The organism is Leptospira perolatii (genome assembly GCF_002811875.1).
In the GTDB taxonomy this organism is placed as follows: domain Bacteria; phylum Spirochaetota; class Leptospiria; order Leptospirales; family Leptospiraceae; genus Leptospira_B; species Leptospira_B perolatii.
Map to the genome: position 1 here is coordinate 149,583 of NZ_NPDZ01000002.1, position 23,312 is coordinate 172,894.

General features: G+C 42.7%; 23 protein-coding genes. 15 read left to right on the plus strand and 8 right to left on the minus strand.

From position 1 onward, the window contains the following. Nucleotides 1–11 precede the first annotated feature (11 nt). Both nadB and CH373_RS04580 read right to left on the minus strand, forming a co-directional pair. Nucleotides 12–1,613: an L-aspartate oxidase gene (gene nadB, locus CH373_RS04575; RefSeq protein ID WP_100715508.1), complete on the minus strand. Its 1,602-nt coding sequence runs from the start codon at nucleotides 1,611–1,613 to the stop codon at nucleotides 12–14. Between the two features lie 23 nt (nucleotides 1,614–1,636). Then, nucleotides 1,637–3,463: a S41 family peptidase gene (locus CH373_RS04580; RefSeq protein WP_100734068.1), complete on the minus strand. Its 1,827-nt coding sequence runs from the start codon at nucleotides 3,461–3,463 to the stop codon at nucleotides 1,637–1,639. Between the two features lie 111 nt (nucleotides 3,464–3,574). Here CH373_RS04580 and CH373_RS04585 point away from each other — a divergent pair, with 111 nt between their 5' ends. After that, the gene (locus CH373_RS04585) at nucleotides 3,575–4,528 is read left to right on the plus strand and encodes a hypothetical protein (protein ID WP_243393258.1); all 954 of its coding nucleotides are present in this window, start codon (nucleotides 3,575–3,577) and stop codon (nucleotides 4,526–4,528) included. Here the strand turns inward: CH373_RS04585 and CH373_RS04590 are convergent. Continuing rightward, on the minus strand, nucleotides 4,479–5,234 hold the full coding sequence (locus tag CH373_RS04590; protein ID WP_100715524.1) for a pyridoxine 5'-phosphate synthase: 756 nt from the start codon (nucleotides 5,232–5,234) through the stop codon (nucleotides 4,479–4,481). The two genes, CH373_RS04585 and CH373_RS04590, sit on opposite strands and share 50 nt — an antisense overlap. 116 nt (nucleotides 5,235–5,350) lie before the next feature. Here CH373_RS04590 and CH373_RS04595 point away from each other — a divergent pair, with 116 nt between their 5' ends. The 8 genes from CH373_RS04595 (at nucleotide 5,351) to CH373_RS04630 (ending at nucleotide 12,306) form a co-directional block, all read left to right on the plus strand. Beyond that, nucleotides 5,351–5,785, plus strand: a complete 435-nt coding sequence (locus tag CH373_RS04595) for a TIGR02300 family protein (RefSeq protein ID WP_100715525.1) — start codon at nucleotides 5,351–5,353, stop codon at nucleotides 5,783–5,785. Continuing rightward, nucleotides 5,781–6,671 carry a tRNA (adenosine(37)-N6)-dimethylallyltransferase MiaA gene (miaA, locus tag CH373_RS04600; RefSeq protein WP_100715526.1) on the plus strand — a complete coding sequence of 297 codons (891 nt, stop codon included), beginning with the start codon at nucleotides 5,781–5,783 and terminating at the stop codon, nucleotides 6,669–6,671. The genes CH373_RS04595 and miaA overlap by 5 nt, the downstream gene beginning before the upstream one ends. Before the next feature lie 15 nt (nucleotides 6,672–6,686). After that, entirely contained in the window at nucleotides 6,687–6,938 is a 252-nt protein-coding gene (gene hfq, locus CH373_RS04605) for an RNA chaperone Hfq (protein ID WP_100715527.1), read from the plus strand. Beyond that, nucleotides 6,939–7,811: a hypothetical protein gene (locus tag CH373_RS04610; protein WP_100715528.1), complete on the plus strand. Its 873-nt coding sequence runs from the start codon at nucleotides 6,939–6,941 to the stop codon at nucleotides 7,809–7,811. After that, complete coding sequence (locus CH373_RS04615; RefSeq protein ID WP_100715529.1) at nucleotides 7,812–8,873, plus strand: mannose-1-phosphate guanylyltransferase; 1,062 nt, start codon at nucleotides 7,812–7,814, stop codon at nucleotides 8,871–8,873. Between the two features lie 292 nt (nucleotides 8,874–9,165). Beyond that, nucleotides 9,166–9,897 (plus strand): hypothetical protein, encoded by a 732-nt coding sequence (locus CH373_RS04620; RefSeq protein ID WP_100715530.1) that lies wholly within the window; start codon nucleotides 9,166–9,168, stop codon nucleotides 9,895–9,897. A gap of 10 nt (nucleotides 9,898–9,907) precedes the next feature. Beyond that, nucleotides 9,908–10,372, plus strand: coding sequence for a chemotaxis protein CheW (locus CH373_RS04625; RefSeq protein ID WP_100715531.1), 465 nt, complete (start codon nucleotides 9,908–9,910; stop codon nucleotides 10,370–10,372). Beyond that, nucleotides 10,369–12,306: a hypothetical protein gene (locus CH373_RS04630; RefSeq protein ID WP_100715532.1), complete on the plus strand. Its 1,938-nt coding sequence runs from the start codon at nucleotides 10,369–10,371 to the stop codon at nucleotides 12,304–12,306. The genes CH373_RS04625 and CH373_RS04630 overlap by 4 nt, the downstream gene beginning before the upstream one ends. 11 nt (nucleotides 12,307–12,317) lie before the next feature. Here the strand turns inward: CH373_RS04630 and CH373_RS04635 are convergent, their stop codons facing one another. Both CH373_RS04635 and CH373_RS04645 read right to left on the minus strand, forming a co-directional pair. Next, on the minus strand, nucleotides 12,318–12,806 hold the full coding sequence (locus CH373_RS04635) for an LIC_12238 family plasminogen-binding lipoprotein (protein ID WP_100715534.1): 489 nt from the start codon (nucleotides 12,804–12,806) through the stop codon (nucleotides 12,318–12,320). Between the two features lie 461 nt (nucleotides 12,807–13,267). Beyond that, nucleotides 13,268–13,708, minus strand: coding sequence for a CBS domain-containing protein (locus CH373_RS04645; protein WP_100734070.1), 441 nt, complete (start codon nucleotides 13,706–13,708; stop codon nucleotides 13,268–13,270). 308 nt (nucleotides 13,709–14,016) lie between these two features. Between CH373_RS04645 and CH373_RS04655 the strand changes: the two genes are divergently transcribed. The 4 genes from CH373_RS04655 (at nucleotide 14,017) to CH373_RS04670 (ending at nucleotide 18,176) form a co-directional block, all read left to right on the plus strand. Continuing rightward, nucleotides 14,017–15,525 carry an ATP-binding response regulator gene (locus CH373_RS04655; protein ID WP_100734071.1) on the plus strand — a complete coding sequence of 503 codons (1,509 nt, stop codon included), beginning with the start codon at nucleotides 14,017–14,019 and terminating at the stop codon, nucleotides 15,523–15,525. Nucleotides 15,526–15,708: 183 nt separating this feature from the next. Then, on the plus strand, nucleotides 15,709–16,764 hold the full coding sequence (locus tag CH373_RS04660) for a class I fructose-bisphosphate aldolase (protein ID WP_100715285.1): 1,056 nt from the start codon (nucleotides 15,709–15,711) through the stop codon (nucleotides 16,762–16,764). Between the two features lie 102 nt (nucleotides 16,765–16,866). Beyond that, on the plus strand, nucleotides 16,867–17,847 hold the full coding sequence (locus CH373_RS04665; protein WP_100715284.1) for a cysteine synthase A: 981 nt from the start codon (nucleotides 16,867–16,869) through the stop codon (nucleotides 17,845–17,847). A gap of 47 nt (nucleotides 17,848–17,894) precedes the next feature. Beyond that, complete coding sequence (locus CH373_RS04670) at nucleotides 17,895–18,176, plus strand: LIC_11321 family protein (RefSeq protein WP_243393259.1); 282 nt, start codon at nucleotides 17,895–17,897, stop codon at nucleotides 18,174–18,176. A gap of 54 nt (nucleotides 18,177–18,230) precedes the next feature. Here CH373_RS04670 and CH373_RS04675 read toward each other — a convergent pair whose 3' ends face one another. Continuing rightward, nucleotides 18,231–18,542 (minus strand): hypothetical protein, encoded by a 312-nt coding sequence (locus tag CH373_RS04675; RefSeq protein ID WP_100715283.1) that lies wholly within the window; start codon nucleotides 18,540–18,542, stop codon nucleotides 18,231–18,233. A 122-nt stretch (nucleotides 18,543–18,664) separates the two neighbouring features. On the opposite strand from CH373_RS04675, the gene CH373_RS04680 reads away from it, so the two are divergent. Then, the gene (locus CH373_RS04680; protein WP_100715282.1) at nucleotides 18,665–20,809 is read left to right on the plus strand and encodes a hypothetical protein; all 2,145 of its coding nucleotides are present in this window, start codon (nucleotides 18,665–18,667) and stop codon (nucleotides 20,807–20,809) included. Nucleotides 20,810–20,852: 43 nt separating this feature from the next. On the opposite strand, the gene CH373_RS04685 is transcribed toward CH373_RS04680, so the two are convergent. Continuing rightward, on the minus strand, nucleotides 20,853–21,113 hold the full coding sequence (locus CH373_RS04685; protein ID WP_100715281.1) for a hypothetical protein: 261 nt from the start codon (nucleotides 21,111–21,113) through the stop codon (nucleotides 20,853–20,855). Between the two features lie 628 nt (nucleotides 21,114–21,741). On the opposite strand from CH373_RS04685, the gene CH373_RS04690 reads away from it, so the two are divergent. Further along, nucleotides 21,742–22,098 (plus strand): hypothetical protein, encoded by a 357-nt coding sequence (locus CH373_RS04690; protein ID WP_100715280.1) that lies wholly within the window; start codon nucleotides 21,742–21,744, stop codon nucleotides 22,096–22,098. On the opposite strand, the gene CH373_RS04695 is transcribed toward CH373_RS04690, so the two are convergent. Next, nucleotides 22,095–23,273 carry a M20 metallopeptidase family protein gene (locus CH373_RS04695; protein WP_100715279.1) on the minus strand — a complete coding sequence of 393 codons (1,179 nt, stop codon included), beginning with the start codon at nucleotides 23,271–23,273 and terminating at the stop codon, nucleotides 22,095–22,097. The two genes, CH373_RS04690 and CH373_RS04695, sit on opposite strands and share 4 nt — an antisense overlap. Nucleotides 23,274–23,312: the final 39 nt, after the last annotated feature.

Below are 23,312 nucleotides of genomic sequence, written 5' to 3' on the forward strand. Positions count from 1 at the left end.
CTAGCGGGACTTTAATTCACTAGCACCTTATCGTTCTTCAGAATCGTATCGTGTCTGGAAGGCTGGCGGTTCTCCGGATAATCAGTCGTGTAGTGCAATCCCCTGCTTTCCTTTCTGGTAAGCGCCGAGCGGATGATCAGTTCTGCAACTAAAACAAGGTTACGAAGTTCAATTAAAGGATTCGTAATAATGGTTCGGTTATAATAATCCCGGACTTCGTCGAAAATCAAATCCATTCTTCGTTTTGCTCTCTCTAATCTAAGATCAGATCTGACGATTCCGACGTAATTGGACATGGTGTTTTTGATTTCTGTCAAATCGTGGGAGATCAAAACCCACTCTTCAGTATTTACCAACCCTTCTTTGTCCCAGGCAGGAATCAGATCGTGATCCTGCGTAAAGCTGGGTTCATTTTTAGCGACGTCTTGTGCAATTCTATTAGAAAAAACTAAACATTCGAGCAAACTATTGGAAGCTAATCTGTTTCCACCGTGTACTCCGGTGCACGCTACTTCTCCTGCTGCATAGAGATGCTCTATGTTAGTTCTGCCCTGCAAGTCCGTCCCGACTCCTCCGCACATGAAGTGAGCCGCTGGAACCACAGGAATAGGCTGAGTAGTGATATCAATTCCTAGTTCCATGCATCTTTCATAAATAGAAGGGAACGATTCTCGAATTTCGGAGGCTGGTCTGTGAGAAATGTCCAGCCATACATGTGGCTGTCCAGTTTTCTTCATCTCAGCGTCGATGGCTCTTGCGACGATGTCTCTGGTCGCTAGATCTGCCATCGGATGGTATTTCTTCATGAACGGCTCTCCGTCCATGGTCAGAAGGATTCCTCCCTTTCCACGAACCGCTTCCGAGATTAGAAAAGAATCTCCTCCATCGTGATACAGAGAAGTAGGATGGAATTGGTAAAATTCCATATTCTTAATATAAGCACCTGCGCGATAAGCCGATGCAACTCCGTCTCCAGTGGCTATTTTGGGATTCGTTGTATGCGAATACACTTGTCCAGCGCCACCGCTCGCAAGGATTGTCTTTTTGGCAAGGATAGGAAAAACTTCATCGCTATGATTGCTCAGTACATACGCACCGAAACAGGTCAATCCCTTTCGTTTTAAGTGGTGCGGGGTGATAATATCGACTACTGTATGAAATTCTAATATTCGAATATTCTGATTGCTTTTGACGATTTCTAGCAAGGTCTTTTCGATTTCCCTGCCAGTACGATCGTGTGCGTGAACGATCCGGCTGGTTCCGTGACCGCCTTCTCGGTGTAAGTCGAATTCGCCCTTTGGATCTAGATTGAAAGGAACTCCTAATTCCAGAAGTTCTTTTACAAGAGGAGGGCCTTCCTGAACGAGTACTCTGACAGCTTCCGGATCGCATAGCCCGGCCCCGGATTCGAGAGTATCATTCACATGGTCCTCAAACTTATCTCCCTGCGCGAATACGGATGCGATTCCGCCTTGGGCATAATTGGTGTTAGACTCATAGTCCGATTTTTTCGTCACTATGATCACTTCCCCATAAGGAGAAAGCTTAAGAGCTTGGAAAAGTCCAGTGATACCACTTCCTATCACTAGGAAGTCAGTTCTCATTTTAGGCATCGAGTTCTACTGTGATTAGTTACTTACTTCCGTTTGGCGCCGGTTTGAATCAACGCTTCCACATAATCGATGGACCGAATCAATTGAAAATCCGGTTTGATCGGATCGTTCTTATGATCTTGGATGAACTTCTCGGCTTGTCCGTTTGATTTTACCCAGGTAGAAAGACGTTTTACATCAAAATGACTTTTTTCTTCTGCAGCAGTCGGAACTTCCGGAAGGTGATTCCACATGTTTTCCTCACGATAGTGGAACGGAAAACTTCCATCCTCTTCTCCAGAGATGTCCACATCTGGTTGCACTCCAACAACTTGGATCGTGTTTCCGGAAGGAGCGTAGTATCTAGATTGAGTCAGTTTTATAAAGTAAGCATCGTTTCCAGGAAGTGGCATCAACTTTTGTACGGTTGCCTTTCCAAAGGAACGCTCTCCGAGTATCAATCCTCTTCCGTGGTGTTTTAAAGCAGATGCTACGATTTCGGAAGCCGAAGCAGATTTTGCATTGATTAGGATTGCGACAGGCAAGTCGGTCAGATCCTTGTCTCTCGCATTAGAATCTTCTGGGCTTCGATTCGGGCTCTTGACCGAGACGATCAAACCGTTCGTAATGAACATATCCGCCAAGTCGATTGCCAAGTCCAAATAACCGCCCGGGTTGTTTCTAAGATCTAGAACCAAAGCTTTTAGTTTGGTTCCTTTTGCTTGAGACTGTTTTTCGAGTTCTCTGAATTGTTGTACGAATTCTCTTTCTACCGGCGGATCGTTTTCGGATTTTACGAATCCAGTAAGCTTGATATAGCCGATATGCTCATGACCATCGATCAGTTTGCTAGAAATATTTTTGATCTCGATTGTATCCCGGACCACGTCTATATTCAATGTTCCTGATACACCTTTTCTGCGAATGGTCAGGGAAACTTTTGAGCCTTTCTTGCCTTTGATTTTCTCCACGACTTTGTCGAGAATCATTCCTTTGACCGATTTTCCGTCTACAGCAAGGATCACGTCTCCGGCCCGGACTCCCGCATTTACCGCTGGACGCCCTTCTAAAGGATTTTCTACGATTACTTCCTTATTTCCTCCACCGCTTAAAATCGCGCCAATTCCTTCAAAGCTACCGTCCTGGATTTTGGACATGGATTCTTCCCAGGCAGCTTTCAGGAAAACTTGGCTGTGTGGATCTAAAGAAGAAAGATACCCGTTGGCTGCGGCCAAATATACATCTTTGATCGAAAAAGGTTCTCTATCTTTGGGATCTTCTTCTGCAAAAGGATCTTTAAGTGGAGGAGTGCTGTAATTTTGGAGGTTTTTTTCGATATAAACTAGGATTCGGTCAAAGTCCTTTTTGGAAAATCCGGTCTGTTCCCATTTGGCGGAGAGCACGGTTTTACGAACTTTTTCCCTTTCTACTAGCTTGAGGACTTCCTGACCCGTGAGTTTGGGCCGGTTTGCTTCCTCTTTCAGTTTCTTATCTCTGATTTTTTCTACTTCTTTATAATCAGGATCGAAGAGGACAAATTTATCATCCGTGGAAAGTTTGAAATTTTTTCCTGGGAAAATATCGTCCGCTTCTTCGTATTTTTCTCTATCTTTGAAATAACTTTCAGGATATATGTAGAGCGCGTGTGGGAGTGAGATCAGTGCAAAAATTGCGGCATCTTTATAGGCACGGTTTCTATCTATGTTTTTGTCGATGTAGTTCCTATCAACGGTCTTGACTACACTGTCAAAATCCTTGAGAGTGAAATCTGCAGTCGTCTTGGAATTTCCAGAGGAAGGCTCGCAAAAAAAGATACTCGCGCATAGTAGAACGGAGATGAATGGAATAGAAAATGGTCTCAGGCTTTTCAAATCGGTTCCTCTTACCGGACGGTGGATTTTCGATCATTTTCCACTCGGAACAAGCTCTGTCAATCCATTCCCCCTAAGCAATTTCACGAAAGCTCGCCGAAAGGATGTCAGATGTTAAATTCGGATCGGATCTCCCACTTATTCACTTGTTTGTGCTTCTCCTTTCTTTCCTTTGTTCCGGCTGTCTATCTGTTGGGTTGTTCCAGTGGTTCTGTTCCAGGGGGAGGAAGATTCGGGATAGAATTGATCCAAGAGCAGGCAATCCTAGATTTTTATGGATCCGAAGAGGAAAGGAGCTCGGCTCTGGCTCTTCTCAAATCTTCCTGTCGATCTCTTAGACCCAACAGAGGTTTGTCCTGCTATAACCTGGCGATCTTGTATCTTGCCCTAGACGATATTCCTTCTGCACAAGAATACGCTCTGAGAGCCCGGACTGGCGATCCTAGGGACCCGCTTTATTCGGAGCTTTATTTCCAGATTTCTTTAAGAAATAAAGAGGCAAATTCGGCTCAACTCCAGGAAGAGGAGAGTGAAAGACTGTACAGAATCGCGATCGAAGCGTGTAAGTCCAAGGATCTAGAAAAGGCAAATGCATCCTTGAAAATCTTAGTAGAATCCGGAGAAATTACCAAAGAAACTTTGTCGAAAGGGGTCTTTGCGGATTGTGAGATCGATAAATCGCTGCTAAAAATCGCAAAAGTGAATTCCGTAAAGTATTCGAAAGAATATTATAAATCTCTGGAAAAGAAACATCCGTATCAATCCGTCTGGGATCTGAGCGGAGAATTCGGTCGCAAAGTGGAAAAACCGTCTAACAATAAACTTACGCATGCCTGGGAGGAAGTACGAAAGGCCTCGAAAGCAAAAGATCTGAATTCCGCAAAAATTCATATTCTGAGTTTTAAGTCCGGATTAGAGGCGATCTCTAGGGAAAGCAACTCCTCTAAACATCTGGCCACCAATTTAAGAAAAGCTGCATATTTATTGCTATCCGAAGACAGCCATTTTGCATCGATCAAGGTGCTTGCGAAAGAGCTTTCAGATACTCCGACACCGCAGAACTGATTCCGATTTCTAAAGCGTAGGACATGAGTCTGTGTCCGATCGAAACTTCCTGCAATCCAGGTAGTTGGCTAAATAATGGCAAGTTGAAATGGTCTAGATCATGACCTGCGTTGATTCCGACTCCGGTAGACAAAAGTGCCTCTGCGGCTTTCTTGAAAGAGAGGAAACTGATTTTTCCTTGGTCAGTGGATTGATCGAATGCGTGAGCATACGGACCGGTATAAAACTCCACTCTATCTGCCCCGGTGTTTTGAACTAACTCAAGATTCTTGAGCTCGGTCTCCATGAAGATGGATGTACGGATTCCTGCAGATTTCAAAGTTTGTAATATTGGGATAAGTCCTGCGGAATCTTTAGAAAGGTTGAAACCGTGGTCGGAGGTGATTTCTCCAGGAGTCACTGGAACCAGGGTGGCTTGGTCGGGTTTGGCCTCTAAGACTAGATCCAAAAATCTTTGGGAAGGTTCTCCTTCCATATTGTACTCAATTTTTCTCCCGGTTTTTGCGTTATACTCCTGGATGAATTTTTTCAGGGCAAATACGTCGCTTCTCTTAATATGCCTTTCGTCTTCTCTCGGATGCACGGTGATTCCGTGAGCTCCGGCATCCAATACTAATCTGGAAATATGCACCAAATCCGGATGATTTCCCCCCCTGGAATTTCTCAGGGTGGCTACTTTGTTCACATTTACGCTAAGGTGGACCATGTAAGTTTCTCTTTTCGGAATACATTTTTTGTACCAGAACGCTTAAAGGAAACTAGAAATACTTGCGGTTTTTCTGCTTGAATACGATAGTACCTGTTCCACGATGGTCAATTCCAATGGCAACCCCGAAGAAAACGGCCAAGAAAAAAAGCGTTCCTAAGAAAAAGGCCCCTGCCAAGAAACCGGCTCCCAAAAAGAAAGTGTCGGCACCGAAGAAGGCTTCTGTAAAATCTCCTTCTAAGAAAAGCTCGGCATCTGGTAAATCAGGCGCAAGTCCTTTAGGTAAAAAGTTTACCTGTCACACTTGCGGAACTAAGTTTTATGATTTGAACAAAGAGGAGAAGGTCTGTCCAAAATGCGGTGCAGACCAAAATAAGAGACCAGTCACTCGCTCTAGAGCCGCGGCTCGACAAAGGGTCGAAGAGGAGGAAGAGTTTCTGGAAGATACAATCGCCGATGAAGATACTGAAGTAGGCTTCGAGGAAGAAGAAGGCATTGTAGAAGAACCTCTGGAGGACGAAGAAGAAGAGGAAGAGGAGGAGGATAATTAGCCGACCGATACTCCTCGTCACAGCACCCACAGGAGCGGGAAAGACTAAACTTTTCCAGGAACTAGATCCTTCCCGCTTCGAAATCCTATCTTTCGATTCCAGGCAAATCTATCAGGAATTACCGATCGGTACGGCGGCACCTACCGAAGAAGAGCAAAAAAGAATCACTCATCATTTAGTCGGGTTGATTTCTCCCTCCGAAGAGATACACGCAGGTAAATATTTAGAAATGGCAGAGATCTCTCTGCAAAAGGTTCTTTCGATCGGAAAGATCCCGGTTTTGAGTGCGGGAACCGGATTTTATTTGAACGCTTTTTTATTCGGAATGTTTCCGGTTCCCAAAATTGATCCTGAGGTCAAGAAGACTGTAGAGAATCTATCTATGGAGGAAAGAATCCTTCGTTTGCAAGAATTAGATCCTAAAGCACTCGTCCGAATTTTCAAGAATGATAACTATAGATATGGCAGAGCTTTAGAAGTGAATCTAATGGGTGTTCGCTGGTCGGAACTCAAAGCAGATCCCAAGGATGGAATTTTGCAAAAGTATGATCTTACAATTGCACTCGGGTTCTATCTGAATTTGGAAAGGACCGAATTGTATCGTAGAATTAACGAAAGAGCTAAGCAAATGATAGAAATGGGAATGGCAGAAGAAGCTAAAAAAGTCGCGGAAAAGTATGGAGAAGACTGCCCCGGACTACATTCTCTTGGCTACAATTTCGCGCTTGAAAATATTAAAGGAATGTCAAATCTTGAGTCATTCTTGGGGAATTTGAGCCAATCCCATAGGAATTACGCCAAACGACAGATTGCCTGGTTTAGGAACCAACCATTCCTTGCTCCGGTCGACCCGAAGGCTGCGTACGAACAGATACAGAAAATATAGAAACGGATAAAATCTATGTCAGCTAAAAACAATATACAGGACCAGCTACTCAACACCGCTAGAAAGGAAAAGATGGAGCTTACGATTTACCTTTTGAACGGAGTACCTCTCAAAGGGAAAGTCATCAGTTTTGACAATTTTACGATTATCCTAGAACAGGAAAATAGACAGAGCTTAGTGTACAAACATGCTATTTCTACGATCATTCCTTCAAAAGTAATCAAGCTCTATAACGAGGAAGCAGCAAAGGAAGCACCGCAAGCCTAAATGTTCCGTAAATTCGGAAAGGCATTGTTTGCACTTGCCTTAGTTGTTCTGGTATTTGCCGCCATTTTTCCTGCATACATCCTAGGGGATGGACAAGTCTTAGTATCTTGGGACCAAGACTCTAGATTGGTCACCTTTATTCGAGGGCCGGGGATCGCATACGAGCCCGGGGTTTTTTTATTCTGGGAAAGGTCCGTTCGAAAAGAGGAGCTCAGTTCTCTCTCCGAAGAAATTGAAGTAAAGTATGATCTTGCTTCTGGCCTATTTCCGGAAGGCTCGGAAGAGGGTCTTTTACTCGGAAAAATGGAAGTAGTATTCTCTTTGGAAGGGGAAGGCGCAAAGAGATGGTACTCTGCCACTGGGGGGAAATCCAGGAGCAAGTATCTAGCCGGAATTTTTCTGTCGGCACTGAGATCTAGAATTGAAGATGTAAAAGACTTAAACATTACCCAGGATCGAATTTCGAATTACTTCCGAAACGAAGCAGGTCCTCAGATTCTGACGGAGAATCCTTGGCTAAAAATCGAGTCTGTGAGAATCATCAAGCTGCAGACACCGGATCCGATCGTGATCTCAAATATCCTCCGGAATCCGAACTTTATTCTGACCAAAAAATTGGAGAGAATCGAAGCACTCAAAAAGGCCGAGTTCTTTCAACTCGAAGAAGAAGGAAAACTAAGGGTCGCACAAAAGCGTTGGGAAGCTTACAAAGACTATTTAAAAAAGAATCCTGACATGAAAGAGTTTGTCTTGTACGAGAGCTTGAGTGATAAGGTCGAAGTAATCCTTTTGCCAATGGAGTCCATTTTAGGGAACCCTATGGCATTTAGGAAGAAAAATCAATCGACCAAGAAATCGAAAGAAGTCGAGTAAATGAACCAAGAGAAACCAGTCGTACTCATCATGGCCGGAGGAAAAGGGGAGCGCTTCTGGCCTAGATCCAGAATTTCCACTCCGAAACAATTACAGAAAGTTTATTCAAAGAATACCTTATTAAAAGAAACCTTAAATCGGGCATTAACGATCACTACCCTCGATCGGATCTTCATAGGAACAAATGCGACTCTTAAGAAAGCGATCTTAGAGCAAGAGAAGCATTTTCCGGAAAAGAATTTTATCATCGAACCGGAAGGAAAGAATACCGCTCCGATCATTGCTTTGGCTTCTCTTTATTTTAAAGAAAAGTTCGGTGACCCGGTTCAAGTAGTTCTTTCTGCGGATGCTTGGATCAATCCTGAAAAGGAATTCACAAAGACGATTCAAAAAGCATTGGCCGAGACAAAGGAGCATTTGGTTCTTTTGGGAATCAAGCCTTCTCGACCAGAAGTTGGATATGGATACATTGCTGCGGGAAAGGCGACGAAGAGTGGATTCGAAGTAAAATCATTCTTTGAAAAGCCGGATAGCAAGACCGCTCGTAAGTATATTAAGAAATCAAACTTTTATTGGAATCCCGGAATCTTTCTCTGGAGAACTTCCCTGATTCTGGAAGAGTTTCAATCTCATTCGCCTAAAATCTTAAAGCCTTTGGCGGATCGTTTTCCATTTAAGAAAGCAGGTGAGTTAAACGAGGCTTTCAAACTTTTATCCTCCGAACCGATTGATATTGCGATCATGGAAAAAAGTTCCAGGATCAGAATGGTAGAAGCTAGCTTCGGATGGGATGATGTGGGCTCTTGGCTTTCTCTCGAGAGAGTAATGCCAGGCGATTCAAAAGGGAATCGTCATATGGGAAAAGAGATTTTGTACTTTCATTCATCTGACAATATTACGCAAACTAGAAAAGAATTCACTGCACTACTTGGAGTAAAGGATTTGATCGTAGTAGAAGAGGACGACGTGCTCTTTATCGCCTCTAAGGAAGGCGTATCAGATATCAAGAATCTAGTAGCGGAGATCCGCAAAAATAAGAGTTTACAAAAGTACACCGAATAATTTCCTGACAGGGAAGGAAATTATAGGAGAACCGAATGCCTTCCGGTAAAAAAAGAAAGCGCAGAAAAATTGCGACTCACAAAAGGAAGAAAAAGAGAAGACTCAATCGGCACAAGAAGAAAGGCAAATAGGTCGGTAGACAACCGACCTTCCCGAGTCGGGTTTGCCGCATCCGATCCAAAGATCAGGGCCCGACTCTAAAGACTGCACTTAAAGCCAATCAAGTATTCCTCCCAAAACGGCCAATAACCGACCTCAAGCAAAGTGAAAAATCCTCCGATAGGGAGGATGTATGGCCTCGTATCAAGATTATTCCGTACTTCGCCGTTGGTGGAAACCAGAAGTTCCTGCGGCAAAAGGATATACCAAATCCTACCAAGCAAAAACCCCGGATGGGGATATCCTACAAGCTGACTTTCATTATCATGATAGAAAGATTAGGCTCACCCTAGAAGTCGCCGGCGAAAATGGAAGGATCTATGTGGCGACTGTAAGAGACGGATCCATTCTCAAAGAAACCGATCTGACGAATGGAAGATCCTATCCTTTATATTCCAGAATCGCACCCTTTAGAGATTTATTATCTTCTCTCCCAGACAAGGATGCGCTCCAGATACTCGGTGGCGCGTACGGAGTATCTCCAGAACCTTTAGGAGGTCCTTCCAGAAAAGAAAGAGAGCCCTGGGAATTTTCCACAAGATATGATCATGTATTCGGTTCGAGAGGCGGATTTAGAATTTGGGATCGTCTCTTTACCAGAAAAGAAAAGGAGCCTCTCTGGCCTAGAATTCGAAAAAGGATTTGGGGAGATTTTCAAGATCTTTGCATCGGAACAATTTCCGCGTTCGGAATTTGGTACGCCTATTTTGATTTTTATTTACTCGGATTTGCGTTGGCCGTTTTCGGATTGCTTTTTGGAGGTTTGGACTGGATACTCAGGGGTCGCGATCCATTGCTTTCTAAAACATTGGTTTTTCTTGGTCTAGGGTCTTACTTTTACTATTACGGATTCACCAAGTTCTGAAGGAGGGAAAATGGCAGAAGAAATAGAACACCAGTACATCCTTTTCGCTTTGGGAGACGAAGAATACGCTCTTCCGATCACACTTGTAGATGAAATCATCAAGATCCAGAACCTAGTTAAGGTTCCTAAATCAAAAGAGTACTTTGCCGGAATCATGGATATTCGGGGAAAAGTAGTCAAGATGGTAGATCTTGCGGTAAAGCTACGAATTCCAAGAGAAGCAAAACTGGTTCACGATCGCGCCATTGTAGTCAAAATCGGAGAAGAATCGGTTGGGATCGTGGTGGATAAGGTCGCAAACGTAGCATTGTTTCCTCCCGAAACGATCAATCCGCCTCCGCCTACCTTAAAAGGAATTTCTTCCAGATACATCACTGGAGTTGGTAAAAAGGAAGATAGATTCATCATATTAATTGATATAGAAAAAATTCTAAATTCGGAAGAACTCGCGGAGTTAGGTACTGCTTCCAGATGAAAAAACCCCGCCTCTTATTGGGCGCTTTCCTAATATTCTGTTTTTTGAATGTTTCAATTTATTCCGAAGAACAGGATGCAAGACTGGATCCTGCAGGAATCTACAAGCTTCCTCATGAAGCGATTCCTCCTTCGGAAGTTGCTAAAATAAAGCAGAGCATTCTGGAGAGCGAAAAATCCGGAACAGAACTAGATGGTATCACTGCGATCCGCGCTTATCTGGATCCCTATTACGCGCAGTTTGTGGATCCAAAAAGGACGGAAGAAGAAAAAAGACTCGGAAGGATTTTCACCGAAAAAACCGATCGAAATACACTGCGATTATTGATTCTGAAAATGCTGGGTCGTATTACCGAATCTGGAATCTTAAGAGATTCTCCGATTCTGTTTGAGCTTCATTCCTTGCTCGGAAAAGAATACTTAAAGAAAAAGCAAAATACTCGAGCTTTAGAAGAGGCGATCACCGCACTCCGATACAGGGATTTTTCTCATACGGAGGATTCTTTTTCTAAAGAGGAAAGGTTAAGGGAGCTTTCAGATTCTGGAGAAATTTCTGGAGCTAAACAGCACGGAGAACTTAGGAAGCAATTAAGAAAAGCGGAGGAAGTCTTGTCTTCTGCGAAAGATAGAGTCCATTTGCTCGAAGCGGAAGCTGCAAGGGGCAAAGAGCTGATTTTTGAAGAAAACCAAACAGCCAACCGAAGAAAGATCGAACGTAAGGATATTTTGGCGGCAAAGGACGGCGTAAAGCAGGAAGAGGCTCGATTAAGAGAATTAGAGAATTCTTATAAAGACTCCTTTGAGAAAAACTATTTTCCATATTTTCGAAAAAAATCCAGAGAGGACGCAGAGGCTGTTTACCATTTGGCCAAACTGGTGAAAAATGCTGAAAATGATAATAAAGAGAGATTGAAAGTCGTAAATAAAGCCTCGGTTAGTGGCCAAGGAATCTTTGTTCTTTTTGATTACAAGCGAAACACCGACTATTTTGCGTATGCTGCTTTATTAGAAATTGCTTACAGATTGGATTCGGAATATTCTTCGGTGGTGCTGGATCTTGCGAACGAATTTAGATCTTCGGGCAAAAAGGCCAAGGCATTGGACTTCTTTTTAAAATACCTAGTATTGGCTCAAAAGGAGAATAGACCTCCGGCTGAGCTGGCTCCGATTTATAGGAATATCGCGTCATTGCACACAGAACTCAAGCAATACGTTTTAGGGGCTGAATTTTACGAAAAATATTATTCTTCCGAGTCGGACGCTAAAAAGAAAGCGATGTATGCATACGAACTGGGAAACTTCTTCGAAACCAAAATAGGTAATTTAGAAAAGAGTAATTTATACTATTCCGATTGGCTACAGGAGAGAGCAAGAGAAGCCGCGGAAGTAAGCGACCTCTCCTTTGCCGAAGCCCAAGAAAGACAGAGAATGGAAGTTCTCGCTTATGTAGGGATTTCGAAGCTACACAGGTATGAGAAGAAGTTTTCGAAGGAAAGGGAAGCTTTGCTAAAAGCGATAGATTCTTATTTCAAGCTTCAAGGAAATCTAAAGAATGAAGAATCCAAGCATTCCGAACTGACAAAACAACTTCTGATAATTAAGCGAGGCTTGCTCGAGAGAACGAATGATCAGGACATGGCACAGTATCGACTTAAAAATCTGGAAATAGACGAATCAAAGGAAAAGATAGATATTATCAGGACCAAGTTGGATGCAGCTCCGGGGGCAAGAGCAATGCAAAGAGTTTCGGTGCTCTTTGAATATGGAAAAGATTACCCCGCTTCCAAAAAATGGAATGAAGAAATTCTAAAGATCGGGACTCAAGCAGAGCGAAATGTCGCGCTAAGAAACTTAGAAAGAATCAATAAGATACAGGAAGATGGAATTCCTCGAGATCCGTATCCGAGGGACCCCTTAGCGAGCGAGCTTCCTTAAAGTTACATTTCTCACTTAGACTTAGGCGTTGATTCCTCTAACTCTGATTCTCCAGAGTCTTCCTCTGTTTCGCTATGAGAAATCACTCTGAATTCCACGCTGTCTATTACTACATCATCATAAGAAACTTTCAGCAAATATTTTCCCACAGGAAGATTTCGAAAACTACCTCGGATACTCGAACTGTAAGGATCGGGGCGTTTTCGAGTGACTTCTACTTCGTTGTACCCTACTTGAAATCTGCTCAAGCTTACATAGGTTTCCGCATTAGTACTCGGTGTTTTGGAAAATTTATATAGGTAAACAATGGTCTGATCATTAGGAAAAACTAATTTTTCTCTTGTTAGCGTAAACTCCTGGACATCAGTCATTTTTCTTTCCAAGGAGTCCAATTGGGATTCATCGATGATTGCCCAACCAAATTCGCCTTTCATTCCCAAGCAACTGAAGAATAGAAATGCACAAATAATGTAAACGGAGAAAAGTGTTGGTCGGAACATGAATTTCATCCTTCGTCGGTTCTTTTGGTTTCGAGGACCCTTACGCGATCGGAAATATCCTTTTCTCCTGGGCCTCTCTCCGAGTTCGGGTAAACCACTCTAAACCTGGATTTTGGCGCAGGTGAGAAAAAGGCCCGTTGGACGAACCGAAAAAGCAGATATGTTAGAATGAGAAGGAATAGGAATTTCATCCAGATTTCATTCTCAGTGGCAGATGGATTCCGGCAACCTGATTTCGGGTAGTTGTTTGAGCTTTTAGGATCGGGGGTGGTTGGAATTCTCCCCACCCTTCTTTGGGTGGGGGGCTGGTGGTGGGAAAAGCACCTAAGCGTCCATAGCACAAGAACTCCATAAATGCAAGCTTTTTATAGAGGTGAGTTTGTAGGAGCTCCTACATGCAAATTTCCGGTTAGAAATTTTCCGTTTTTGAAGAGCCCCCTCATTCTCCAGGTTTGAACTTTTTATATAAATCCTGATTCGCTATAGATGTACTGTTTGAGATTCTTGTTCTCTTCTTCAGTTTTTTGAATTTTTGCTTTTACTGCGTCTCCGATAGAGACGATTCCGACCAAATGACCTCCGTCTAAAATCGGCATGTGGCGGATTCTTTTTTTCAGCATGATATTTAGGACTTCGTCTACCTCAGTGTTTGGCGACATGGTAGTCAACGAAGTAGACATTACCTCTGAAACCGGTTTATCAAAAAGGCCGTCCCTATCCTTGGCGGTAATATGAAGTACATCTCGTTCAGTAAAAATCCCCACCAGTTTTTCTCCAGAAAGAACCATAACCGATCCGATATCATACTTATTCATAAACCGAATGGCATCCCAAACGCTAGTGTTTGGATCTACAGAAAGGATTTGCCTGTCCTTTTTTTCCAAAATTTCGCTTACTTGCATATCTTCCTCACCTGAGATAGTTTATGTGTTGGAAATCCAGGGTTCAAGGATTTTTCCACGTAGGATAGGATTCTAAGCATCCAAAAGCATTTGAGAGAAATCCAGGGATTTCTCGGCAAAAGTCTGAAATTTTTAAGACTTTCTCAAGCGATTCAGCCTTTGGTTGATAAGATTTTTAGAAAATTGAAGAATACAGAAGAATCAGGTAGAAAAAAGGATTTCCGGATTCGTTTTAGCGTGGAAGTCTATCAACGGAAGATGAAATTTAATTCAAACAGGAATTGCCGTAGTTGTATTCCTGGATGCCTATGAGCGAGCTACCTCAAGAGCAACCTAGCATTTTGATCGTAGAGGACGAATGGCTTCTATCCTTTAATTTGCAGAAGACCTTGCAGAATCTGGGCTATAAAGTAGCCGGCGTTGCCTCGAACGCCAAAGATGCCCATGAGATTTTTAGGGAGGCCAATCCTGACTTGGTCCTCATGGATATCTCAATCGAAGGAGATATGGACGGTATCCAAACCGCCCAATCTCTGCAGAGAATTAAAGAAGTGCCGATCGTTTTCATGACTGCCTATACGGACGATTCGACATTTTCTCGTGCGATGGATTCTGTATCAACTTATGCTTATATAACAAAACCTTTTCAGAATCATCAGCTAAAGTCATCGATTGAAATTGCTCTTCGACAGCAAAAAAGATTAGGGCTTGTAAACGAAAAGGGAAAAGAATTCAAAAACGTAATACAAAGCATATCAGAAGGCGCAGTATCCCTTGATGGCGAGGGCCTAATTATTTTTTTGAATCATGCCGCTGAGGAGCTGACCGGGTGGACCTTGTCAGAATCGATTGGGCAGGTTGGTGACAAGGTTCTCTCTTTTATCCAAGTTCAGCCAGGACTGGAATTTGAAGAAGATAATAGTAGCCTGGGGCATAACCTAAGATATATCCCAGCCATGCTCGTCCGAAAAGACGGCAGAAAAATTCGAGTCGGATTCAGGGTATCTCCGATTCGCGACGAAGTGGGAAAGATCGTGGGTAGTATTATTACTTTCTCAGAGTTGTCTTTGCTTACTGTATCCGAAAAGAGCATTTCTCAAATGGAGAAAGTGATCCAGTCTGAAATGCGAATCGAATCGATTCAGAAATTGGCGGCTGGAATCGCTCATGAAATCAACAATCCGTTGATGGGAATTATCAATTACGGAAATATAATTCATGGTAGTAAGGGTGCTGACCAGGAAATCAAAAATTACGCGAGAGTGATCATAGAACAAGGAGAAAGAATTTCCGGTATAGTGCGAAACTTGATATCTTTTTCTCGTACGGATAGTGAAGAAGCCACTTGGATTGCTTTCGATGAAATTGTTTCCGGAGTAGAGGGGATGATTTCCGAATTACTCAAGTCCAAGAATCTTTATTTATTAAAAGAGATTCCAATTGCTTTGCCGAAATTCTTACTCAGGCAAAATCAGTTAAAAGAAGTATTATATTATCTGCTTTACTACTACGCCGAAGGAATGGGAAAAGATTCAAAAGGAAACGGAATCCGACTTTCTGCAAAATATGTGACTAGTGCCACCTCTTCTGGCATTGATCAAAATCTGGAAATACAGGTTTCGGGTTCTCTCTCTAAGGAAATCGATCCTGATAAAGTTTTTCAACCCTTCGAAAGGATACAATCGGACGATACTCGAGTGGGTATGGGGCTCTCTGTTTGTTATGGGATTATACAATCCAATCAAGGGAAACTTTTCGTAAGAAAGCTCCCCTCTGGTACCGATTTTTTTATAAGGCTTCCGGTAAAGACTAAGTAGAGTTTCGGAACTTGTAAGAAAAACGCAAGGACTTGACCGAATGCACAGATTTGAACCGATTCTGTGTTTCGAGCCATTCTACTGGGTTCTTGGTCAAAAGTGCTGTTTGAAAATCGATGGTAATTCTGAGGTTTTCAAAAAAACTGGGCCTCAAGTATTCAAATCTTTAAGGTAGCTAAAGGAATGTCAGATAAAATCAAGAGTGCGTTGGGTGCTGAAGCCGATTTCCTCCTGAACCACACCTCTAAAACGATTCCAAGGGAATCTCTTACTATCCCTGGTCCTTCTTATGTGGACGAAATTTTTGCAAAATCGGATCGTAACAATGCAGTATTAAGAAACTTGCAAGCGATTTATAATTCCGGACGACTCTCTGGCACAGGGTATCTTTCCATACTCCCTGTAGACCAGGGAATTGAGCATAGCGCAGGTGCTTCCTTCGCAAAAAATCCAGCTTATTTTGACCCGGAAAATATCGTCAAGTTGGCGATCGAAGGCGGATGTAACGCAGTCGCGTCTACCCTCGGAGTATTGGGATTAGTTTCCAGAAAATATGCGCACAAAATTCCATTTATCGTAAAATTGAATCATAACGAACTATTAAGTTATCCTAATAAATTCGATCAGATTCTTTTTGCAAACGTTGAGCAATCTTTCGAAATGGGAGCTGCTGCGGTCGGAGCAACAATCTATTTTGGTTCTGATGAAAGTTCTCGCCAGATTCAGGAAATTTCCGAAGCATTCCATCGTGCTCACGAGCTCGGGATGGTCACGATCCTATGGGCATACTTACGGAACGATGCCTTCAAGAATGACAAGACTGACTATCACGTAGCTACGGATTTGACAGGTCAGGCTAACCACCTCGCCGCAACGATCGAAGCTGATATCGTAAAACAAAAACTTCCGGAGACAAATGCTCCTGGCTTTAAAGATCTAAAGTTCGGTAAGAAAGACGATAGAATGTACACTGAGTTGACTTCTGAACATCCGATCGACATGGCGAGATATCAAGTTGCGAATTGTTATATGGGCAAAATCGGTCTCATCAATTCCGGAGGTCCTTCCGGAGCAAATGACTTAGGAGATGCGGTGAAAGCTGCAGTGATCAATAAAAGAGCAGGGGGAATGGGACTCATTTCCGGTAGAAAAGCTTTCCAAAAACCTATGAAAGATGGGGTTGCTCTTCTAAATGCGATACAAGATGTTTATTTAAGCAAGGATGTAACCATCGCCTAAATAAACTTTCGAATTAAGAACCGCTTTCGGATCAAGTAACGATGCGGTGGAAAGGACGTTTCTGCCTTCGGTAGGAACGTCTTTTTTTTGTCAGGAGGCTCTATGGATATTAAGAATGGATTTCCGGGTTCGGTTGGAAATACTCCGCTGATCCGACTGAACTATTTTTCTGAACTTACTGGTTGTGAAATATTAGGAAAAGCTGAATTTATGAATCCAGGAGGTTCCGTAAAGGACCGAGCGGCGCTATATATAATTCAAAATGCGGAGCGAAGTGGGGAATTGAAGCCCGGCGGGACAGTTGTAGAAGGAACCGCTGGAAATACTGGAATCGGTCTTGTTCATATTTGCAACGCGAAAGGTTACAAATGTCTAATAGTGATTCCGAATACTCAGTCAGAAGAAAAGATCCAACTATTGCGGACTTTGGGTGCGGAAGTTAAGACGGTTCCGGCGGTTCCTTATAAAGATCCGAATAACTATGTGAAGGTTTCTGAAAGACTCGCGAGAGAAATGGACAATGCGGTTTGGGCTAATCAATTCGACAATCTTGCCAACCGACACGCTCACTATGATTCAACTGGCCCTGAGATTTGGAGTCAGACCTCCGGATCTGTGGATATCTGGGTCACATCGCTTGGGACAGGTGGAACTTTTGCGGGAGTTGGTTTGTACTTAAAAGAAAAAAAGCCGAATGTAATCTCAGTTGCCGCTGATCCTACTGGATCTGGAATTTATAGTTTCGTGAAAACTGGAGAACCAAAAGCAGAAGGTTCTTCTTTTACCGAAGGAATTGGAAATAGCCGGATCACAGAGAATATGAAAGGAGCACCTTTCGACGATGCTGTGCAAATACAGGATTCCGAATGTCTTGAAGTGATTTATACCTTGTTGCATAGGGAAGGTTTGTTTCTGGGTGGTTCTTCTGGAATCAACGTAGGTGCCGCAGTTCATCTCGCTAAAAAATATGGTCCAGGAAAAACTATTGTTACCGTGCTTTGCGACAGCGGGGCAAGATACCAATCTCGGCTTTTTAATTCAGAGTGGTTGAGCACTAAAGGATTTTCGGTTCCGAAGTTTTGAGGATTTTTGCCTTGCGAAACCCTAGAAGCTGCTGGTAGAAAGAAAGTATGAACCTTTTTCCCTTGGAGCGATTTGTTTGGACCCTTTCCCTCGCGGTTCTTTTGGTAGGAGGTCCTCTCGTCCCTCAAGGTGGCCAGGAGAAAAAGCCGAATCCAAATTCGAGGGAAACCGAGAAAAAGCAAGAAGCTAAAAAAGGGTGCTGCCGGATCAAATACGAGGGAGGAGGCTTTGATTATTTTCCTTCTACGGAAGAGGAATGCGTAAAGCACTCGGGATATCACTCCTTCTTAAAGGATTCTCCGCTTTGCTTTCAATCACTTTGGGACTAATGGTACTTAGGGAATTATGAGTTTCTGGAAAGAGATCTGGTAGGTAAAATTCTTCTACTGAAGGGTAATCTTTAGGCGGTTCAGTACGGACTTGAGTCCTTCGCTGGTCTTAATATCTACTGGAATTCCCTTTGCTTTTAGCTCTGCGAGTAATTTCAGGATTCGGTTTAGAATCAGAGAAGGGATAGCGACTACATGGCTTAAATCGAGTTCGACCAGTTTTGGTTGAATATCCAGAATTTTTTGCAGAATCATCGTGATCTCTTCAGTTTCCACCGAGCACACGCTTCTAACAAACACCACTCTAAACTTCGTCTCCGAAGGATAGATATGGCTTTCTGCAAATTGAATTACCGAACCAGTCATAGTTTAACCAAAATTTGGCGTATGACCGAAATCGGGAAACCAAAAAATGCAGCCATTAGCTTGTTGACCCTTTCGTATTTTCCGGTTCTTATGTCTTTGCACGCTATTCTTACCTAGGCAAAGTGATAAATAGAAAAGCTCTGAAAGAACTTCCTTGGAAAGACTCCCTATTTCTGTTGGGTGGGGCTTATTTTCTATTTCTAATTTATCGATTCGTTTACCCACTCAACAAGAACTTCCTTTTGCCTGGGTTCTTAATTCAATTTTTTTTAGCGTTTGTTCCCCAGATTATGGGCAGGAGATGGGGAAGAATTTTCACCGCGTTTGGCACACTCACTCTGGTGAGAATTTCCTGGCTTGGCTTCCCTGGCTTACAGGTACATTACACCGGTTTGGCGGGTTTATTTTTGGGTGCAATCCTCGGGATTTGGGTAAGAGAATGGCTTCTCGCAATCCTAAATGTTAGCCTTCCCTTGAAGGATTCGAAAGTTGCATTATCTGTTCCTCGCAAGTTGATTGCAATTTGGTCCCAGAGGAATCCGAAGGGAGAGACTCCTGTTCCGATTTGGGGAGAAGCTCCATTTTGGATCTTAATCTTCATCTTATTTTTGTTAGTGGAAAGATTCTTTCGAGCCTTTGGCTTCTCCATCTTTTATGGATTGGGAATCCAAGAGTTTCTCTTTTTTCCGGGAGTTTCTTCGAGAGAATACTTATCAGGGCCAGTCGTTCTCGCAGTCAATTTGGGTTTTCCCATTCTCTATCTTTTTTCTGAGGAGAGATGCTCTTCTGACTCGAAGAAAATTTCCTTGGATTTGTTATACGGAACTCTGATCGGATTTCTTATCAATGTGGTCGTGATGGTGGTCCAGTTTTTTTATCGTATTGATTTTCTGGCTTTCGGTTCTAATCTTTCAGTTTCGGCTGGCAGGGTATCCGGTTTGCTTTTAGATTCAGGCTCGGCTTCCTGGATTTTGCCCTTAGTGACCGTTTTTATCTTGGGGAACTTTTGGGAAAATAAAAAGAATCTTCGGATACAGAAGGTATCTTTCTTCTTCGTGTTATTGCCTCTTTCTTTGGTTTCCGTTTCATTCTTGGGAATGAAATTGGGGAAAACATTTTGGGTAATTTGGATTCTATTTTTTGTCTACTTCGGAACTTACTTTTTGTATAAAATGGGTCGCTGGAAGTCTGAAGGAGTTCCTAAGTTTCAGATAGGCATACCAATTTATCTTCTAGGCGGAACAGTATTTTTCCTTTTGATTGCGTGTGTTCTTATATTCTTTTTGTCGCAATCTTTTCTTTCGTTCTTAGTCAACAGGTTCACCTGGTGGATCTCCCTATTGGGATCAGGGGAAATAGAAAAAGTTTTTTTATCAATCGATGAAGTTCGGACCTTGTTGAGCAAAGTCACAATTGAGAATTTTGCGAGTTCTCCTTGGATCGGACAAGGCTGGGGTTCCTTCCTGTTTACCTTAAAAGATCCAAGCAGGCTTGGTACTAAAATTCCGAATGGATTCGTAGATTCTCCTCCAGTATTCTATTTAGGGATACTACAAGATTTAGGGATACTCGGAACTTTTCTATTTCTTGTCTTGATTTGCTTTGTAGTTTGGAAACGCCAGAGTCTGTACTCAATTTGCTTGCTTGCGATTCCTTTCCTTTTTGGACAACAGGTGCAACACGCGGATGGTGCCTGGATAGCTGTGTTTTTGCTACTTTATCCTCCCTTGGTTTATTCAAAACAGAATACAAGATTCGTCGCAAGAGTCGAGACAAGAATTCGTTGGAAAGTTATCCTTGCAGTTTTTCTCCTTTTGGTTTCTTTCGCTTATCAATACATATCGATTCGTCAGTCTGCGACTCAGGGAATCGGAGCCGAGTTTAGGAAAAAAGAAATCGGTATGTTTCAGTTAGGTGCCGCTATGACTTCGAAGGTTAGGCCAGATAAGAACCATCTATTCGTCGGAAAAGTATGGGAATGGAGAATTTCACCGGAAAATTTTCTCAAACCAAATCTTATCCTGCGTTTTCAATCGAGCGATCTAAAAAACAAAGATACTTTCTCTGTTTTCCTTTTGGACAAGAACCGAGAGGTTCTTTTAGAACAACACGCCGTAGGTGTAAAGCCTGGCGAATATGCAGTAGAATTTGAAAATTTACCGAAAGAATCAGTGAATCTGCAATTAAGCTCCGAGCGAAAGGCTTCTTTTTTGCTTTCGGAGGATTTCTTTGATCCAGCCCATCAACTGCGTTTAGTTAGGCGGTAGTCGGACAAGGTTCAGAATTTTCAAGGAAGAGCTACCAATACAGCTATAGAACTTCTTTGAAGAGCAGCCTTTTATCGGTGTTCGCTTTTATGGAAGAAAGTATATGTGCATTTATGATTGACGCATTCATAAATGAACTCATGTCCAGGCCTCCGTTCCCACTGGCAGGCGAAGTTCGATCTGCTAATCCTAGAGAGGCACAGCCCGTACTAGGTGTCTCCGGGAGTGAGGTAAGCAAAAATACCGGGAGTGAGCCTCCTATCGTTTGAGCCTTTTCGATTCTATTTTTTGCGATAGCTCCCATAATCTTTCCTTACCCGCCCATGTAGTTGCAGCCGATCGAGATTGCGACTAACGTAATAATCAGTAATTTGAGTAAATTTGTTTTTTGAATCATTCTTTTTCCCACTGAGTTACCTTTTCAAATCATCCATTGATTTACTTTGGATATATTTCTCAAAAGGAATATAGGTAATTTAATTGGGAAAAAACTGTCACTCCGGGGAAAAATTCTTTGCAAATCCTATTCCAGTTTGGGATTCGAACTAATTTTTGATTTTCAGTGGCCCCGCCCTTCCTGGGCGGGGGCCGGTGCGGTGGTACCAATCGTCCTCCATTTCATGAAATATCTGCGAAGGCAATCATTTTATCGCTCCGAGATATTGTAGGAGCTCCTACAGAATTCTGTCGAGCTGCTTGGAACTTCCATTCCGGTGACAAATCAATGGGTTTTATTACGTGAATTATAATTCCGTCAAATTTGTGTGAAATTTGTAAAAAAATTTTTGAATTATTTCAAAGCAATTTTTATTTGTTATTTATGAAATACTAAATTACTATTCTGTAATGGAATATTGAGTTGGTTATGTCGTAAAAGTTTTACGGAGAGTTTCTTTGAGATAAAAGGGAAGCGATAGCAAAAGGAAAATAAAATGAAAAATAAAGAGAAATCAATCCTGATTCATGTCTCTATGCAAAAAGGAGAGTTGTTGAGATGGCAGGAGGGGATACAAATATCTGGCGACTCAAGACATTACATCAGGCGCTTAATCAGAATTTTTGAAAGCAAGGAGGCTTCCGGGAGCAAGCCGCACTTTAAGCTCTCTGTAGCGGGATACACTTCGATTTCATTTGTTAATAGGATCTGGAAAGAAGATCACGAAGCGCTAAAAAGATATGCGAAAAAATATGGATTCACTCCAGGACTGTTTTTAATCGCACTGACAACTGTGGAATGGGCCTCGGTCGGCGCCCATTTCTGTTTTGGAGTCCTGAAACAACTAATCTAATTCTCTTCCAGATAAAGACGTATTGCTTCTTTCATTACTGCCAGACCAATCGGCAATGAATCCTCATCAATATCGAATTTTGAACTGTGATGCGGGTGAATGAATCCTTTTTGAGGGTTCATGGAGCCTACAAAAAAGTAGCAGCCTGGAACTCGCATTAGGAACGCAGAAAAGTCTTCGCCTCCCATTGTTTTTGTATGTTCCTCAGTTAAGCAGTCTTTTCCTAAAATATTCTGTGCAGCTTTCCTAACTAGGGAAGCCATGTAGGGATCGTTGATAGTAGGCTGGTTTGTCCTTTGATACTCAATATTCACACTTGCTCCGAAAGATTCGGCGGTGTTCGTAACAATTCTTTGGAACAAGGAAGGAACTCTTTCATACATTTCTTTCGTAAAAGTTCGAATCGTGCCCTTTAGCTCTGCTACTTCGGAGATCACGTTAAAAGCATGCCCAGAGTGGAATGCTCCTACAGTAACAACACAGGAGTCCAAGGGATCGGTATTTCTCGAAACTATGCTTTGTAGTGCGGTTACGATATGAGAGCCCACTAATATCGGGTCCACGGTGTGTTGTGGCATCGCTCCGTGTCCGCTAACTCCTTTCACCGTAATTGAGAATTCATCGACTGCGGCCATCATTGGGCCATCAACCACTCCGATTTTTCCCACAGGGATATGATTCCACACATGCAATGCGACTGCGGCGGATACATTGTACTTCTCTAATATTCCCGCTTCAATCATCCGATCGGCTCCTTGGCCTCCTTCCTCTGCAGGTTGAAATACTAAAAGAATTTTTCCCTTAGGTAAAATGTCCTTTAGATTTTCTCTGAGTTCGCTCGCGAGTCCCATTAATACGGAAGTATGCGCATCATGTCCACACGCGTGCATGATTCCGGAATGTACGGAGACGTAATCTACCGAATTTTCTTCGACGATAGGAAGTGCATCCATGTCGGCTCTGACTAAAAGTGTTTTGCCAGGCTTTCCGGAATCGATTAAGCAAACAATTCCGGTCTCTGCGATTCCGGACTCGAAATCCAAATGTAGAGATTTGAGATGCTTGGCTACATAGTCTGCCGTGCTCACCTCTTCGTATTTTAGTTCCGGGTGCTTATGAATATGTCTTCTGTTGGCGACTAATTCTTTGGATCGGCTGGCGGAAACTTTGTTCATTTGAGTCCTTCTATATTCATCTTATAGCTGGATCGATCC

Excerpts from the sequence above, each read along its gene's own strand:
- CH373_RS04695 (WP_100715279.1), bottom strand. The coding sequence starts at position 23,273 with ATGAACAAAGTTTCCGCCAGCCGATCCAAAGAATTAGTCGCCAACAGA.
- CH373_RS04670 (WP_243393259.1), top strand. The coding sequence starts at position 17,895 with ATGAACCTTTTTCCCTTGGAGCGATTTGTTTGGACCCTTTCCCTCGCG.
- CH373_RS04595 (WP_100715525.1), top strand. The coding sequence starts at position 5,351 with ATGGCAACCCCGAAGAAAACGGCCAAGAAAAAAAGCGTTCCTAAGAAA.
- CH373_RS04645 (WP_100734070.1), bottom strand. The coding sequence starts at position 13,708 with ATGCAAGTAAGCGAAATTTTGGAAAAAAAGGACAGGCAAATCCTTTCT.
- nadB (WP_100715508.1), bottom strand. The coding sequence starts at position 1,613 with ATGCCTAAAATGAGAACTGACTTCCTAGTGATAGGAAGTGGTATCACT.
- CH373_RS04590 (WP_100715524.1), bottom strand. The coding sequence starts at position 5,234 with ATGGTCCACCTTAGCGTAAATGTGAACAAAGTAGCCACCCTGAGAAAT.
- CH373_RS04610 (WP_100715528.1), top strand. The coding sequence starts at position 6,939 with ATGTTCCGTAAATTCGGAAAGGCATTGTTTGCACTTGCCTTAGTTGTT.
- CH373_RS04635 (WP_100715534.1), bottom strand. The coding sequence starts at position 12,806 with ATGTTCCGACCAACACTTTTCTCCGTTTACATTATTTGTGCATTTCTA.
- CH373_RS04620 (WP_100715530.1), top strand. The coding sequence starts at position 9,166 with ATGGCCTCGTATCAAGATTATTCCGTACTTCGCCGTTGGTGGAAACCA.
- CH373_RS04655 (WP_100734071.1), top strand. The coding sequence starts at position 14,017 with ATGAGCGAGCTACCTCAAGAGCAACCTAGCATTTTGATCGTAGAGGAC.
- CH373_RS04685 (WP_100715281.1), bottom strand. The coding sequence starts at position 21,113 with ATGGGAGCTATCGCAAAAAATAGAATCGAAAAGGCTCAAACGATAGGA.
- CH373_RS04665 (WP_100715284.1), top strand. The coding sequence starts at position 16,867 with ATGGATATTAAGAATGGATTTCCGGGTTCGGTTGGAAATACTCCGCTG.
- CH373_RS04675 (WP_100715283.1), bottom strand. The coding sequence starts at position 18,542 with ATGACTGGTTCGGTAATTCAATTTGCAGAAAGCCATATCTATCCTTCG.
- hfq (WP_100715527.1), top strand. The coding sequence starts at position 6,687 with ATGTCAGCTAAAAACAATATACAGGACCAGCTACTCAACACCGCTAGA.
- CH373_RS04625 (WP_100715531.1), top strand. The coding sequence starts at position 9,908 with ATGGCAGAAGAAATAGAACACCAGTACATCCTTTTCGCTTTGGGAGAC.
- CH373_RS04630 (WP_100715532.1), top strand. The coding sequence starts at position 10,369 with ATGAAAAAACCCCGCCTCTTATTGGGCGCTTTCCTAATATTCTGTTTT.
- CH373_RS04585 (WP_243393258.1), top strand. The coding sequence starts at position 3,575 with ATGTTAAATTCGGATCGGATCTCCCACTTATTCACTTGTTTGTGCTTC.
- CH373_RS04690 (WP_100715280.1), top strand. The coding sequence starts at position 21,742 with ATGAAAAATAAAGAGAAATCAATCCTGATTCATGTCTCTATGCAAAAA.
- CH373_RS04615 (WP_100715529.1), top strand. The coding sequence starts at position 7,812 with ATGAACCAAGAGAAACCAGTCGTACTCATCATGGCCGGAGGAAAAGGG.
- CH373_RS04660 (WP_100715285.1), top strand. The coding sequence starts at position 15,709 with ATGTCAGATAAAATCAAGAGTGCGTTGGGTGCTGAAGCCGATTTCCTC.